This is a genomic window from Halobacillus sp. A1-3 (genome assembly GCF_050971765.1).
Lineage (GTDB): Bacteria > Bacillota > Bacilli > Bacillales > Halobacillaceae > Halobacillus > Halobacillus mangrovi_B.
Window position 1 is genome coordinate 174,592 of sequence record NZ_JBPCEO010000009.1, and the last position, 15,147, is coordinate 189,738.

Annotated in this window: 12 protein-coding genes; 7 read left to right on the forward strand and 5 right to left on the reverse strand. The window is 44.3% G+C overall.

Going from position 1 to position 15,147, the window contains the following annotated elements; translation table 11 throughout:
* The first annotated feature begins 72 nt into the window (after positions 1–72).
* Positions 73–1,476 (forward strand): FAD-binding oxidoreductase, encoded by a 1,404-nt coding sequence (locus tag ACRYKC_RS16455; RefSeq protein ID WP_433808281.1) that lies wholly within the window; start codon positions 73–75, stop codon positions 1,474–1,476.
* Positions 1,469–2,761 carry a (Fe-S)-binding protein gene (locus tag ACRYKC_RS16460; RefSeq protein WP_433808283.1) on the forward strand — a complete coding sequence of 431 codons (1,293 nt, stop codon included), beginning with the start codon at positions 1,469–1,471 and terminating at the stop codon, positions 2,759–2,761. The genes ACRYKC_RS16455 and ACRYKC_RS16460 overlap by 8 nt, the downstream gene beginning before the upstream one ends.
* Before the next feature lie 37 nt (positions 2,762–2,798).
* Here ACRYKC_RS16460 and ACRYKC_RS16465 read toward each other — a convergent pair whose 3' ends face one another.
* Together ACRYKC_RS16465 and ACRYKC_RS16470 are read right to left on the reverse strand one after the other, a co-directional pair.
* Positions 2,799–4,166: an LVIVD repeat-containing protein gene (locus ACRYKC_RS16465; protein ID WP_433808285.1), complete on the reverse strand. Its 1,368-nt coding sequence runs from the start codon at positions 4,164–4,166 to the stop codon at positions 2,799–2,801.
* 296 nt (positions 4,167–4,462) lie between these two features.
* The gene (locus ACRYKC_RS16470) at positions 4,463–5,188 is read right to left on the reverse strand and encodes a DsbA family oxidoreductase (protein ID WP_433808287.1); all 726 of its coding nucleotides are present in this window, start codon (positions 5,186–5,188) and stop codon (positions 4,463–4,465) included.
* A 118-nt stretch (positions 5,189–5,306) separates the two neighbouring features.
* Here ACRYKC_RS16470 and ACRYKC_RS16475 point away from each other — a divergent pair, with 118 nt between their 5' ends.
* From ACRYKC_RS16475 to ACRYKC_RS16495, 5 genes are all read left to right on the forward strand, one after another.
* Complete coding sequence (locus ACRYKC_RS16475) at positions 5,307–5,678, forward strand: cytochrome-c oxidase (protein WP_433808289.1); 372 nt, start codon at positions 5,307–5,309, stop codon at positions 5,676–5,678.
* Positions 5,679–6,267: 589 nt separating this feature from the next.
* A complete protein-coding gene (locus tag ACRYKC_RS16480; RefSeq protein WP_433808291.1) occupies positions 6,268–7,116 on the forward strand; it encodes a peptidoglycan-binding protein in 849 nt (282 codons plus the stop codon).
* A gap of 210 nt (positions 7,117–7,326) precedes the next feature.
* A complete protein-coding gene (locus ACRYKC_RS16485) occupies positions 7,327–7,512 on the forward strand; it encodes a hypothetical protein (protein ID WP_433808293.1) in 186 nt (61 codons plus the stop codon).
* Positions 7,513–7,545: 33 nt separating this feature from the next.
* Complete coding sequence (locus ACRYKC_RS16490) at positions 7,546–7,842, forward strand: DUF4212 domain-containing protein (protein ID WP_433808295.1); 297 nt, start codon at positions 7,546–7,548, stop codon at positions 7,840–7,842.
* A 15-nt stretch (positions 7,843–7,857) separates the two neighbouring features.
* Positions 7,858–9,516, forward strand: a complete 1,659-nt coding sequence (locus ACRYKC_RS16495; protein ID WP_433808297.1) for a sodium:solute symporter family protein — start codon at positions 7,858–7,860, stop codon at positions 9,514–9,516.
* Between the two features lie 82 nt (positions 9,517–9,598).
* On the opposite strand, the gene ACRYKC_RS16500 is transcribed toward ACRYKC_RS16495, so the two are convergent.
* From ACRYKC_RS16500 to ACRYKC_RS16510, 3 genes are read right to left on the reverse strand one after another with little or no spacing between them, the layout of a single operon-like run.
* A complete protein-coding gene (locus ACRYKC_RS16500) occupies positions 9,599–10,726 on the reverse strand; it encodes a glycerate kinase (protein ID WP_433808299.1) in 1,128 nt (375 codons plus the stop codon).
* 17 nt (positions 10,727–10,743) lie between these two features.
* A complete protein-coding gene (locus ACRYKC_RS16505) occupies positions 10,744–12,432 on the reverse strand; it encodes an alpha-amylase family glycosyl hydrolase (RefSeq protein WP_433808301.1) in 1,689 nt (562 codons plus the stop codon).
* Complete coding sequence (locus ACRYKC_RS16510; protein WP_433808303.1) at positions 12,429–15,092, reverse strand: glycoside hydrolase family 38 N-terminal domain-containing protein; 2,664 nt, start codon at positions 15,090–15,092, stop codon at positions 12,429–12,431. Before ACRYKC_RS16510 ends, ACRYKC_RS16505 begins: the two co-directional genes overlap by 4 nt.
* Positions 15,093–15,147: the final 55 nt, after the last annotated feature.

Below are 15,147 nucleotides of genomic sequence, written 5' to 3' on the forward strand. Positions count from 1 at the left end.
AACATCCCTTATACTTTTAAGTAATAAGAAAAGTCTGAAAAAGTCGAAGTTTCATAGAGAGGGGAGAATGATGTGAGCACATGGTTAGATCTGATTAAAGAAAAGATACCAGAAGCACGTGTCCTGACTGAATTATCCGATCGTTACAGCTATAGCTTTGATGCTTCCTTCGGAGAATACCTGCCGGAAGCCGTTGTCCAGGTGAAACATAAGGAAGAAGTAGTCTCTGTCCTTAAGATTGCTAATGAGTATCAAATTCCAGTTTATCCAAGAGGACAAGGAACTTGTTTAAGTGGCGGTCCGCTTCCTGTTTTCGGCGGAATTGTGCTGGATATCTCTCAGTGGCCTGAAAAAATAGAGTTGAGTTCTGATGACTTGACGGTAACGGTAGCGCCGAGTGTTTTGACGGGGGATATAAATAAAGAAGCTGAAAAACATGGATTGATGTACGCGCCCGACCCAAGCAGCGCCCATGTGGCGACGATTGGTGGAAATCTAGCGGAAAACTCTGGCGGACCACGCGGTTTAAAGTATGGCGTAACAAAAGATCATGTGCTTGGACTTGAAGTCGTGACACCTGAAGGGGAGATAGTTCGAACAGGAGGAAAAACGATTAAAAACGTCACTGGCTACGATCTCACTAAACTCATTGTAGGCTCTGAGGGCACGCTTGGTGTGATAACGGAGGCAACCTTAAAGCTGATGCCGAAGCCACGAGCTTTTCAGACGCTGATGGTCAGTTTTGGTGAGGTAAGAAAAGCGGGGGAAGCCATTTCCAAAACGCTTACCTCTGGGATATTACCTTCCAAAATGGAGTTTATGGATCAAGCCTGCATTCAAGCTGTTGAGAACTTCAAGCCGGCCGGTCTCCCGGTGAATGCGGCTGCGATTGTAATTATCGAACTGGATGGCCATCCCGAAACGTTAAAAATCGAACGAAATCTGGTTGAAGAAATTATGGAAAAAGTCGGAGCTACGAATATTGTTGTACCTAAATCTGAAGAAGAAGCCGAAAAAATCTGGCATGCAAGGAAGCAAGTATCCCCGGCTATTGCGAAAATTAAATCAACAAAAGTATCCGAAGATGCAACGGTTCCCCGGAGCAAAATCCCTGATTTGATTGATCACCTGCAGGAAATTAAAGAAAAGCATAAGGTAGAAATCGTTGTCTTTGGCCATGCAGGAGATGGGAATCTTCATCCAAACGTGCTGTGCGATAAACGGGACCAAGAGGAAATGAAACGGGTAGAGCTTGCGGTCGAAGAGATTTTTGAGGCTGCGATTGATCTTGGCGGTACACTGTCAGGTGAACATGGAATAGGGACAATGAAAGCTCCTTTCCTGGAATCTGAGATCGGAGAAGTCGGGGTCGACATGATGAAGCGGATCAAGGAAACCTGGGACCCAAATGGTATAATGAATCCTGGGAAAATTTTCACGGAAAAAGGGCAGAAGTTGGTGCTGCGAAATGAGTAACCTCCAAATATTACAGGACAAACTCAATTATGATAAGACATTTGATTGTGTCCAATGCGGTTATTGCTTACCAGCCTGCCCAACCTATGAAACGATGGAGAGGGAAACCCACTCTCCGAGAGGTAGAATTAACCTCGTCAAAATGGTCGCAGAAGGTAAAGCAACGGTGAATGATCTAGAGGATCCTATTGAAAAATGCCTTGGCTGCATGGCGTGTATTACAGTTTGTCCCACCAATGTACAGTATGGTGAGATTCTTGAAGGCGCTAAAGAAGTCATTGATGAACAAAAGGAAAAAACGCAGCTCAGGCAACAAACGGAAAGTTTCCTATTTGATGAATTTTTTCCTTCTGGAACCTGGATGGATACACTGGGAGATATGACGTGGTTTTATCAGAAGTCTGGTTTGCAAACGATGGCAAAACTTACAGGCGCATCAAAAATGGCCCCCCTTCACATCGAGGAATTTGAAAAAGTTCTTCCGGAGATGCCCTCCCCGAAAAGAAGGCGCGAACGTGTAAAACGCTATATTAGAAAACGACCATCAACGGCAAAAGTCGCTTTCTTTACAGGATGCATTATGGACAGTGTCTTTTTCTACTCGAATGAAAATACGATCGAACTATTACTTAGAAGTGGAGCAGAGGTGCTTATCCCTGAGGAGCAATCTTGTTGTGGAGCGTTGCATGCTCACACGGGAAAAACGGAATCTGCGAAAGAGCTTGCCAAACAGAATATCGATGCTTTTGAAAAAGAAAATGTCGACTATATTATTAACAATGCAGGAGGTTGTGGGGCTAAACTCGTTGAGTATGATCATCTATTTGAAGAAGGAACAGAGTGGCATAAAAGAGCTGTAAGATTCGTAGAAAAAGTAAAAGATTTTTCGGAAGTACTTGTAGATTTGGATCATCTTACCTTTCAAAAACCTTTAAACAAAACGGTCACCTATCAGCCCTCCTGTCACATGACAAATGTGCAGGGCGTAACAGAAGCGCCTCTCGAGCTGATCAAGAAGATCCCGGGGGTTGAATTGAAAGAATTGGATCGACCTGACTTTTGCTGTGGATCTGCAGGTATTTATAACATTGTGAATTATGAGGAGTCTATGGAAATCTTAGATGTGAAGATGGAGGACGTGTGTGGTGTAGACCCTGAGGGGATTGTAACTTCTAATCCGGGTTGCCTGCTGCAGATGAAACTCGGAGTCGAGCGTGAAGGATTAACCGGAAGATCAGAAGCCGTCCATTTAGTAGATTTACTCATGGAGGCTGACCCTCAATAGATAGAAAAACCTGTCCCCTATGGGACAGGTTTTTGTGTTATTGAGCACTGTTATTTTTCTGTAAGACTTTCAATCCGTTCCCCATATCGGAGCCGAGAATATAGTTCCGATCGACGAATACACCCCAGAAGTAAGCATTTTCCGGAACGTATTTCCCTATTTGAACAGGGTTGCTAGGGTCAGTGATATCGACGGCTCTAATCCCTCCAGCATAGTGAGAGAGATAAAGCGTGTTACCGTGTACCTTAGGATCGTGAACGGTATTAGCAAAAGTTATACCATCTTCAATGTTATCGACGAGATCCGTTTTAAAGGTGCTCAACAGTTTTGGATTACTTTTATCACTAATGTCAAAAATCCTTGTGTATCCATAGGATTCTTCATAGCCTTCTCGGGTAGGGTCATAAACTTCCCTTGTTTCGATCAACACATTTCCGCCTTTAGCAAGAGCAGAGGAGTGTGCGGAACCTTGAACATCCGAGGCATACTCAGTTCTTCCTTCAACCTTTACGTTGTAAGGATCAGAGATATCGAGGATGATGGTGCCAAGATCCCAAAACGATAATAAAGCAGTGTCTCCATTGTTATCAGTCATAGTACTATGGTTGAAAACAGGGCGTGTTTTTCCATCGGGAGATTCCCAATGATAGCCATTAAAATCATCTGATACTTCAGGAAGAGAACGAGGATCGAATTCATAGATCGTTTCAGGTTCTGCAGGATTAGATACATCTACAAGTTGGAAATCCATCGATTCTCCATGGGTATAATAATCAGCATATGGATTGGCAGCCAATACAAACGGCTTGCCTTCTTTTACAGTAAGGTACAGTTCATGAGTACCTGGTACACGCTTGTCCACTTCCCAGAAGCCTAGCTTTTCAGGTGATTCAGGGTTGGTAACATCATAAAGAAGGAAGCCTCCTTGAGAATCCGGATTCGAACGATCCAGTTGCTGTACACTGACCACAGCTAAATCACCTTTGAAGTGTGGAGTGTTAACAGTTTTAACGATGACTTTTTCCTGCCACGTTCCTGGGATATCGTCAGCAAACTTGGCAATTTCAACAGGGTCGGAAGGGTCCTTCATATCAAAAACCCTGACCCCGCCATTTCCGCCTCCACCTACGTGGGTACCTAAATAGGCGTAACCTTTATGAGCATAAACGTCAGCGGTAGTTTTTTTAACACCGTCATATTCTTTCAGCTGAGCACTAGCGACCTCTTGCCAATTTCCAAGGTTTTTATTTCCTTCAAGGACTGGGATCGCGTTTAAGTTGTCACCTTCATTCGCTCCTTTTTCGGCAAGCGAATCGTCCAGCATGTCGTGAGCGAAAGTAGTCGGTACCGTAGAAAATACGAGACAACCAGCAAGAGCTGATGTCAGAATAGCTTTCTTATTCATAAAATATCCCCCTTATGTAATTTCCTACCAAAATATAACATACAAGTAGTTAAATTTCATCAATATTCAAAAAAATAGAACAAATGAACAGAACGTGAAGTAGGATCTTTGTCCCGAATCATGGACCACTCTGGGTGTTAGACGAATGAAAAGGTGAAAAAAGTCACGATAGGAGGAATAATGAACTATACCAAAATCTGTCACCTCAGGTCATCCAGATTTTGGATGACCTGAGGTGATTCTATTCTCCACAAAAAAGCTGCATGTTCCGCAATTGGAACATGCAGCTATCGTTATTATTTCCCATCGTTTGGAGGAACTTCGCATCCATCTTCTGTACATGCAGCATCTGTTTCTGTAGACAGATCTTCAAAAGGAGAGGTTTTCTTTTCTTCATCCAACGCTTTTTGTAAGCCTTGAACAAACACTTCTGTCGGCTGCGCTCCGGATACCGCGTATTTACGGTTAATTACAAAGAAAGGAACGCCCTGGACACCGATTTGATAAGCCTCATTTTCTTCCGCTCGTACCATTTCCGTATATTCTGCGCCTTCGAGAACCTCGTCAACTTCTCCGCGATCCAAACCAACCTCACGAGCAAGATCGGCAATCGTTTTGTGATCTCCAAGATCTTTAGAATCTGTTAAAACACCTTTAAAAAATTGTTCTGTGACTTCTTTACCCAATCCTTTTGTTTCTGCAAATTTAGCCACACGGTGGGCATCAAATGTATTCGTTGGGATCATCGTATCGAAATGGAAATCAAGACCGACCATTTTCGCTTGTTCGGTCATATTGCGAGTCATTTCTTTGGCTTCATCCACGCTCTTTCCGTACTTAGCAGCTAACTTCTCATGCATGTTCTGCCCTGTATTATGTTTAGCCTCTGGATCGAGCTCAAAGCTTTTATACTCCACTTCAACTTCAGCGGACTCAGGCAGCTGACTGAGCGCCTCTTCTAAGCGTCTTTTACCGATATAACAAAAAGGACAGACGAAATCTGACCATACTTCTATTTTCATTATCATTTCACCTCTTCGTTTCATGATACCTCTTCATTTTATAATGAACCAATTATAGAAATCCATGATTCTGTTTTGTATTTACGCTGCGTATAGTAGGTACAAAGGAGGGGAGTACATGGGAATCATAATGATCAAAATATCATCAGTGTATTTTGCGATAGGGGTGGCAATCGGCTATTATATGTCCATCGTTCATGATTATGCACTGACCCCTGTGCATGTCCACATAAACCTGTTAGGCTGGACAGCACTCATGCTTGCTGGAATTATCTATCATATTTTTCCGGATCTCGGTGCTGCAAAGCTGGCAACCTTTCATTTTTGGTTTCATAACATTGGTTTGCCGATCATGATGATGGGATTGTTTTTTACCATCACACTGAAAACTGAAGGTCTCGTGCCTATCATTGCTACGGGAGCGTCATTGACGTCCATAGGCATATTATTATTCGTGTTCCATGTTGTTAAAAACTTAAAACCAAGCTAAACCACCCCACATCAGGGTGGTTCTCTTATTTCCACAGTCTTCTTACCCCTCTTTACCTGTACACTCAGTTTCGATAATTTTGGAGTGATGGTGGATGGGAACAGAACTCGCTTTCGTGGGCGATTGCTGCCTCTCCAGGCTTCGTCTTCCAGGGTCTCATCTAGTACGTTCATCTCAAAAGAGTCCCGGCGTTTATCCATCCACCATAAGCTATAAAGAGGCTAGAGACGATCTTTTCTAAAATGAAGCAAGTGAGGACTGGTAATGTGGGAATTCAGCATTGCTACTTATTTCACTGCAATGTGTAGGCAGTTTTTAATCATGATTTCGAGAACCTCATAAGGCAAGGAGCGTTGGGGAAGGGTGAGACTCCTGCGGGAGAAGGAGCTAGGCCAGAACCCACAGAGAGCGCAGCGAAAGAGGAGGCTTGTCAGTTCCCCGCAGGAAAGCGAACCCTTTCCCAACGCTCCTACACTCCCCCAAATATCGAAATCGAATCCAAGATCATGACGGAAATTAACAAAGGTAGTAAAAACAAAGACACTCCAAACCCCCCTTCCTTCGATTATAAAACCGAGGAGGGGTTGTGATGATAAAATTGGCAGAGTTGATTGAACGAAGCGTAAATAACATGGGAGCCGTCGAAGATCGAGTCGCTGAAAAAGCAGCTCAATTGATATCGATCGCCTATATGGAAGGGATTTTCGTACAGATTTCTTCAGGTTACAGATCGTTAGAAGAACAGGCGAGGTTATACGGAAAAGGACGCCCATCTTATAGATGGAATGGGAAAAACTATGGCCGAAGCGGAAGTATAGTCACTTATGCAAAGCCAGGAGAAAGTATCCACAATAAAGGACGGGCGATTGACTTCTTTCTTGTAACAAAAGACGGGCAGACGGCTTTGTGGAAAGTGGATAAAAACTGGCATCGCGTTGGTGCGATTGGGAAATCATTAGGGTTCACGTGGGGCGGTGACTGGAAAAGTTTTAAAGATTATCCTCATTTAGAGTTAGCTCATGATTCTTCTTCCTCAGCCGTATTAAAGAGAGGAGACAGAGGGGAAGAAGTCAAAAATTTGCAGAGGCAGTTGAGTGAGTTGGGATATTCGTTAGGTGGTTATGGAGTCGACGGAAGCTTTGGAAAAATAACGGATTCAGCTGTCCGAGCCTTTCAAAAGAATGCCGGGATAAAAGTCGATGGCATTGCCGGACCGATAACGAGAAAAAAGCTAGATGAATCCGTATATCCAGGGACGCCCTTAAGAGCAGGTGCAACGGGCGAGGCTGTAAAACGAATACAGAAAGTCATCGGCGTTAAGACAGATGGCCTGTTTGGCCAAAAGACAGAAGCTGCAGTTCGTAGCTTCCAAATGAACTCTGGGATCGAAGTTGACGGGGTCGTTGGTCCAATTACTTGGAGATATTTATTCTCATAATAAAATTTTTTATATTTTCTCAGGTCATCTGATGTTTAGATGACCTGAGGTGGTATCGATTTCAACCGTTTTTGTGGGACTTTTCGACTGGTTGACATTTATTATCAATTTTAGAATAATAACACTGAATATTTGTTTAATTCGAACTTTTCAAAAATATTATTTTTTTAATAGAAAATGTTAACGCTTACACAGTTGAGGAGGAAACTTATGTTTATACCAATCATTTTAGCTATCGTTACCATTTTTTCTGTCGTATTTGCCATAAAGAAAAAACGACCTATATTCTTTGCGCTTCCGGTCGCAGCCATCTTAGGGATCGTTGTCGTAAAAATTGCTATGGTTCCGATGCCGTTTTGGGAAACGGTGCAGTTTATTTTTGATTTAAGAGGATAGTTGATCATTCCTTCTTTGAAAGGGGGTGAAAAATTGAGAAAAATTGATCGTGCTACGGCGAATGCATATTTCCGAATCAGGACTACGTTGATTGTCATTTACTTGTTAATTGGTTTTCTAGTTTCTTTTGGTGTTGTGTTTTTTGCTCGTGACCTTTCATCCTTTAGTGTAATGGGAGTCCCGTTTCATTATTACATGGGATCTCAAGGGGCCATCGTTACATTCATTATTCTTTTATTTGTGAATGCAAAAGTCAATGATGTCGTAGATAAAAAGTTCGGCATTACTCCAGAACAAATCGAACAAAAAGACAAAGTTGTGAATCAATAGGATAGGAGGAGAGGTATGGACGCTCAGTTTCTTGTTTCCCTTACTTTAATCGTTGCCACTTTCGCTTTGTATATAGGGATTGCCATCTACAACAAAGCGAAAGCAACATCTGATTTTTACGTAGCCGGCCGAGGGGTCCCGCCCGTGTTTAACGGGATGGCCATCGGAGCTGACTGGATGAGTGCAGCTTCATTCATTGGGCTTGCTGGTACCGTCATGATCCTTGGATATGATGGACTGGCCTATATTATGGGATGGACAGGCGGTTATTTACTATTAACCTTCCTGCTTGCTCCGCAGCTAAGAAAATCTGGACGCTACACAGTACCAGAATTTATCGGAGATCGTTACAAAAGTGATTTTGCTCGTCTGATCGCGGCAGTAGCGACCATCATTATCAGCTTTACATACTCGATTGGACAATTGTCAGGTTCGGGTGTCGTTATTGGGAGACTGCTTGAGGTCAATACGGTGATCGGTACATTAATCGGCGTCGTGCTGATTGCTTTTTATTCCGCACTCGGTGGGATGAAGGGGATTACCTGGACGCAGGTAGCCCAGTATCTAGTTCTTATTATTGCTTACTTGATTCCGGTTATTTTCATGTCGATGCAGATCACTCAAAATCCGCTTCCGTGGCTTTCTTATGGTGAAGTGATTTCAGAGATGAAGGTCATCGATCAGGAATTAGGGATCTCAGAATACGTCGTGCCATTTACAGAAGGAAGCAAATGGCAGTTTATTGCATTAATGTTCACATTGATGGCAGGAACGGCAGGCTTACCTCACGTTATCGTTCGTTTTTATACAGTAAAGACGATGAAAGCAGCACGATGGAGTGGGGCGTGGGCGTTACTGTTCATTGGATTGCTTTATTTGTCTGCTCCAGCTTACGCGGCTTTTTCGCGCTTCATTCTGATGACCGAAGTAGCCGGTTCCTCTCTGAACAACCTCCCCGCATGGACTCAAGCCTGGGTCGATACAGGCCGCCTGTCTTTAGCTGATGGGAATGGTGACGGGGTTCTGCAATGGACAGAACTTGTCATCAGTAACGATATTGTTGTTATGGCAACACCGGAGATAGCCAATTTAGGTATTTTCGTCATTGGTTTGATGGCTGCAGGTGCGATGGCAGCTGCCCTATCAACAGCAGGAGGATTGATGATCGCCATCTCTGCTGCTCTTTCTCACGATATTTACTACCGCTCTATCAACCCGAAAGCGACGGAACAGAAGCGTTTAGCGGTAGGAAGAATCACGATCGTACTTGCCACAATAATCGCTGGTTTGGTGGCATTGAATCCTCCAGGAGCAATCACCCAAATTGTTGCCTGGGCATTCGCACTTGCCTCAGGAACCTTCTTCCCGGCACTCTTACTAGGAGTCTGGTGGAAGCGGGCAAATGGCCCGGGAGTGGTTGCCGGAATGCTCGTTGGTTTAGGCGTGACACTTACGTATATCTTCGCAGCTAAGTATGGGGGCTTCACGATTCTTGGCATTATCGATACGGGTGCAGGTGTTTTCGGTGCTGCCGCTGCCTTAATCACGAATGTAGTGGTTTCCTTATTGACACCACCGCCATCTAAGAAGATCCAGGAAGAAGTCACAAACCTTCGTTACCCAGAACAAATCGAGTACAAAGACGGAGAAGTATGGGTGAAAGACGCAAAATAAAAGATGGAATATAGAAATAAACACCCCCTCAGGTCATCCAGAATCTGGATGACCTGAGGGGGTTATTTGTGGTGGAAATCAATTATTTGGTCCATAAGCTTAGGATTTGTTTTGTTGTATGCTTTATATTTTTGTATGTTGTCCTGTGATCGAGAGCTTCTGCCAATGAACATGGGCCGGATTGGATGGAGAAGACGGCCGTCAATTCTTCATAAGACCCTTCTACATCGACAACTCCTGCCAATGCTACAGCAGGCACATCATAGTTCCTGGCAATTTTCCCTACAGAGACAGGCACTTTCCCGTGGGCGGATTGCGCATCTAAGCTTCCTTCACCCGTCAACACGAGATCAGCATCTTCTAATAGGGTTTCCAAACCTACTAATTCTGCAATAACATCAAATCCTGATTTCATCTCAGCACCGAGAACTCCAGCTAGAGCTCCGCCAAGTCCACCGGCAGCTCCAGCCCCTTGAATTTCTTGCAAGTGTCTTCCTGTGGCCTTTTGTACGACCCCAGAAAAGCGCTCCAGCCCCGCATCAAGCTGCATGACGTCCTCTTCAGATGCGCCTTTCTGCGGACCGTAAACATAAGCCGCTCCATTCTTACCGTAAAAAGGATTCGTAACATCTGGAGCGATCGTGATGGAACATTCGGCAAGCTCTTCCATCACTTCTTTATCATCCATATCATCGATTTCTGTTAAGATATTTCGATCATCAGGAAGCAGCTGACCAGAGGAATCATAAAAGCGATATCCTAGTGCTTGTAAAAGCCCCGTACCGCCGTCAGTCGTTGCACTGCCGCCGAGCGATACGACGAGGTCGCGGCAGCCGTTTTCGATGGCTGCACGAATTTGCTCGCCTAGTCCATAGGAGTTTAAGGCAAAAGGGTTACGCTTTTCATCAGGAACGAGAGTAATGCCTGTACTTCTAGCGCATTCGATAAAAGCTGTTTCATTCCCGTTATAGGGAAGGATTACAAAGCTGGTATCAAGGCCATCACCTGCAGGACCTTTGACTTTAACGGGGATCTCTTTCGATACCCATTTTTCTAAAGCCTCGATGGATCCTTCTCCTCCGTCTGCCATGGGGACAGTGACTACATCAGCTTCAGCATCGACGTTTCGAACACCTTCCGCCATTGCTTCGCTCACGCTAAAAGCAGAAAGAGATCCTTTAAAAGAATCTGGAGCGATCACAATTTTCATTTGAAAAACCTCCAACCTTAACCTTTCTTAATCCATTTGAATCCGTAGCGAGGAAGGGTAATCGTTCCACTTGTATTCCGATTCTTTACCAGGTCAATCCCTTCAAACGGTAAAGAAATCGTTACCTCTTCTCGTGAGGTGTTCACAGCGAAGAATACCTGATCACCTGTCTCTTGATTGGACCGTACAAGTGCGAATACTCTCTCATCGAGCTCGAGTACCTCTTGATCTGCATAAGGAGAAAAGGCAGGCTCTGCTTGTCTTACTCCAATCATTTCCTTCAACCCTGTGAAAATGCCGTTTCTTCTAGTATCATCATTCAACTCTTTACGAATGTGTGAAAGCTCAAGTTTCTCCCGGTTAATCCTTCGCGGGATGCCGGAATTATTCAATCCTTCATAGTCATTTTTCGAACCGAGCAAGGAATGATAGTAAATGGCAGGTACACCAATGACAGATAGTAAAATCGAGTGAGCGGCAAGCATCTTTTCAACTTCATCCTTTTCGGTTACATCTTCGCCTTCATTTTTTAGCGCTTCTGAGTAATTGATGTTCAATTCATACACAGATTGGCTTCCGTCTGGATTGCTCTTATAGGAAACTTCTCCACCGTTGCGTTTTACCTGATCAACGAGTTCTTGCTTCTCACCCTCTGACAAAATTCCTTCGGTCGGGCGCATACCAATTCCATCATGACTGGCAAGGAAATTGAAGTATGTCGCCTCATCTGACACTTTACCAATCGTTTTCGCCCAGTCCGTAAGCTTTTTGGCATTGTGTTTCATAAAGCTATAAAGTACAAGAGGGGGCAGGGTGAACTGATAGACCATGTTCGCTTCATTTGTCCCATCACCGAAGTAGCTGATGTTTTCTTTATGTGGGACGTTTGTTTCGGTAATGATTTGGGTGTTCGGTTGAAACGCATTGATCACCGTATGCCACAGCTTAATAATTTCGTGCGCTTGCGGCAGGTGGATACAGCTTGTTCCGGATTCTTTCCATATAAACCCGATCGCATCAAGTCGGATGCTCGTACCTCCCTGGTGAGCGTAATCAAGAAGAATGTCTGTCATTTCCAACAATACAGGGAAGTGCTTAAAGTTTACATCTACCTGGTCCTTACTGAACGTCGTCCAGGCTGTTTTTGTGCCATCATGGCCTTCATATTCATGGAACAATGGAGATGTGCGTGGGCGAACCACCTGACTCGCATCAAATGAATCATCTTTAGGAATGAAAAAACCTTTAAACTTTGGATCTTCATTCAGATAGCCCTGGAACCATTCACTTGACTGGGACATATGGTTGGCAACGAAATCGAACATCATCCGGTAATCCTTAGAAAAGGAGCGAATGTCGCCCCAATCCCCAAGGTCAGAATGGATTTTTCGGTAATCGGTTACCGAAAATCCATCGTCTGAGGTATAGGGAAACATAGGGAGCAAGTGAACGTCAGTAATCGCATCGCCTACTTCTTCTTTTAAAAAACGCTGGAGGGCAGGCAAAGTCGGCTTGCCCTCTTCATAGATGCTGTCACCATAGGTGATCAAATACACGTTTCTCTCTGCAGGTGCTGCTGGTGTCATCCATTCCTTTTCTGACCATTGGGCAATCAATTGCTCGAATTGGCGGAGATCTTTGGCACGAACCTCTCCGTAAATTTCATTTAGGTGGTTTTTAATTTTCTTCATTAAGTCCTGGCTCATAATGAAAGGTCTCCTTCCACAGAAAATTGAATGGTTTGGAATCCTTTTGCGGATACAGTGTGAGGAGCATCGTCTATCGTCACTTCTGCTAGGTTGACACTAGTAAGGCTTCCGATACGATCTCCACGCACATCCACTTCAACGGAATCTTGAGTAGGGTTATAGACGCGCATGACAATGTCTTTTCCGTCATGAGCTTTTTTCACGGCACTTACAAAAAGGTTTTCGTTGTCTAGCTTCACGAGTGAATAGTCACCTGGGAGGTGTTTCACTGGCTGTGGGATTTCAAACCGATCCAGCCTTTCTTCAAATGTGTTCAGGGACTGATGCTGGTAAGTGACATAACGCTCATTGTAATGATCGGCTGTTTCGAAAAGAGTTGTCGCATCAAGGCGATCTCCTGACAGTTGAATCGCATAATCAAACGACATTTCACCTTCCATTTGTGCATCAGGTGTTGTGACTACTTTATTATTAATGCCGGATGCACGGCCGGGACGCCATTCTAAATCGTCTCGTCCAAGCAGACCGACACTGCGGAATAAGGTTAAAGCCAATTGACCTTTCTCTTTCAGAACTTCATATTCTTTGAGACCTTTAGTATAAGCAGCAAGGGAACCCTGGTCGCTTTCCACACCGGCGAACTGCTCGACGGTATAAATAGGGACAGGCGCTTCTTTATACCCTTGCTCTCTCCAAATGTCCATACGAGGATTTTCGGAAGATCGTTCAATTAAACTATACCCTTGATCAGCTATAGAAGTCGCTGGCTGTTCTACTGGTGTTTGCACCAATACTCTTACACGATGGTCATGGACACTATTATCAATCTCATGCTTAACGCGGAGGAGATCTTCCTCTTTACGCAGCTCGAGAACGGTTCTTATTGTAAAAGGAGCATCCTTCACACCTACTTTGCGACTGTCTAGGTCTACAGGCAAAAACAGCTCGTGTTCGATCGTCATTTCTTCAACAAAAGAAGATTTTCTAACACCTATTAATTTTGCTTCCCTTGTAAGAATCGCTTCGTCTCCTGGTAGTGGAGAGTAATCGTACGAATCACCAGCATCTGCGGTATCTTCAAATTGAATGAAGTTTTCAACTGATAATTCAGAATCCTTTTCTGTAAGTTTCATTTTCCCGTCTGAGAACGATACCACGTACGAGTGGTTTTCGATTGTATCAGCTTCTGATGAAGCCAGAAGGTCTGCATCTTCAGCACCTTCTACAATCTGCAAGGTCGTATAGCCGAGAGCAGGTACTTCTACATCTGCGATATGGACTTCCGTCCGGTAGTATCCTGGGATTTCAACTTCCTTATCGCCTTCAGCGGTTACGACAATTTTCTTCCCGCCGCTTAAATAGTCTTGTTTACGAATACTGTAATAAAGCCGTTGCCCATCAAGTTGATGCACATCAAAATCTCGATCTTTCGTAAATAGGACGGTTTCAACAGACTTCTGGTGGGACTTAGGCATCGTATTGAACACCACAAAAATGTCTTCGCTTCCCGTTTCTTCGCTGACGGCTTTCGTAATCTGGCGTTTGATCATGTTCATCAATCCGTCTGCCTGACGATTGATCTTTACAAGTCTTTTTATAATGTCTTCATTGGTATCATCGGAATTACATCCGCCGATACTGTCGTGAGCGTGAACATCGAAAAGGTTTTTCCACATGTCGTCGAGCCACTCCTGTGGGTAACGCAGACCGAGAGAATGTCTGATGGTCGCTAGAGGCTCCAGTTGATTAATGATCTTGTGCTCGACAATGTGATTCCATTTTTTAATGTCATAACGCTGGGAGCTGATTGTATTGTGGATGCGGGACCCTTCTGTTGCGATCAATTCACCTTCAATCACGTGATCAAACGACGTTTCTTGCCATGTATCTTCCATGAATGTTTCGTAATCAGACAGCACATATTCATAGCGGTCGTCATTGGCATTTAATTTCTCGACCGTTTCAGGGAAGTGATCACGAACAAGCACCTGATCACCCCCGGAAGGAAGAAGCAGACGATTCGTATCACGATTTAGGGTTGCAAGTGTATCCAGCATCGGCTGCAGACGGTCTTTGTGGAAATCTTCATCTGCGCTTAGGAATTTCCCTGGTCCGTACCCAAGCTTCATCAAGTTCGCTTGAACCTCTTCACCGTCCGGAGATTGCCAGCGGAAGTTCAAATTCTCATCCAGCTGATCGGTATAAACGCCACGCTGCAAGATTGCGTAATCGATCCCGAACCCTTTGAACAGAGAAGGGAGGTAGTGGTTTTGACCGAAAATGTCCGGAAGGTAGCCGATATTCATCGAATGACCCATTTTTTCTGCGCCTTTCACTCCGTATAAAAGGTTGCGGACGAGGGACTCTTTGTGGACAAGCAGCGAATCGGCCTGCGTGTACCACGGTCCGACGAAAATTCGTTTGGATTCAACCAGAGAACGAAGTCGGTCGCTGTTGTGCGGACGTACTTTCAAGTATTCTTCGACGACAGAGATTTGAGCATCGAAGACGTACCCGTGGTAGTCTGAATTTTCTTCTAATAACTCGATCAGGTGATCCATATTTTCTGCAAGTAGTAGATTCGAATCTTCTATAGTAAAATACCATTCCCGATCCCAGTGGGAGTGGGGAACGACATACACACGTTTTTTAGACATAGCCATGGTCCTCCTTAAGGATGCAGCCAGCCCTAACGGCCGGACTGGCTGTGGT

Bases quoted from the DNA above. Each gene is read 5' to 3' on its own strand.
- ACRYKC_RS16460 (WP_433808283.1), top strand. From the start codon at position 1,469: ATGAGTAACCTCCAAATATTACAGGACAAACTCAATTATGATAAGACA.
- ACRYKC_RS16465 (WP_433808285.1), bottom strand. From the start codon at position 4,166: ATGAATAAGAAAGCTATTCTGACATCAGCTCTTGCTGGTTGTCTCGTA.
- ACRYKC_RS16470 (WP_433808287.1), bottom strand. From the start codon at position 5,188: ATGAAAATAGAAGTATGGTCAGATTTCGTCTGTCCTTTTTGTTATATC.
- ACRYKC_RS16475 (WP_433808289.1), top strand. From the start codon at position 5,307: ATGGGAATCATAATGATCAAAATATCATCAGTGTATTTTGCGATAGGG.
- ACRYKC_RS16480 (WP_433808291.1), top strand. From the start codon at position 6,268: ATGATAAAATTGGCAGAGTTGATTGAACGAAGCGTAAATAACATGGGA.
- ACRYKC_RS16485 (WP_433808293.1), top strand. From the start codon at position 7,327: ATGTTTATACCAATCATTTTAGCTATCGTTACCATTTTTTCTGTCGTA.
- ACRYKC_RS16495 (WP_433808297.1), top strand. From the start codon at position 7,858: ATGGACGCTCAGTTTCTTGTTTCCCTTACTTTAATCGTTGCCACTTTC.
- ACRYKC_RS16500 (WP_433808299.1), bottom strand. From the start codon at position 10,726: ATGAAAATTGTGATCGCTCCAGATTCTTTTAAAGGATCTCTTTCTGCT.
- ACRYKC_RS16505 (WP_433808301.1), bottom strand. From the start codon at position 12,432: ATGAGCCAGGACTTAATGAAGAAAATTAAAAACCACCTAAATGAAATT.
- ACRYKC_RS16510 (WP_433808303.1), bottom strand. From the start codon at position 15,092: ATGTCTAAAAAACGTGTGTATGTCGTTCCCCACTCCCACTGGGATCGG.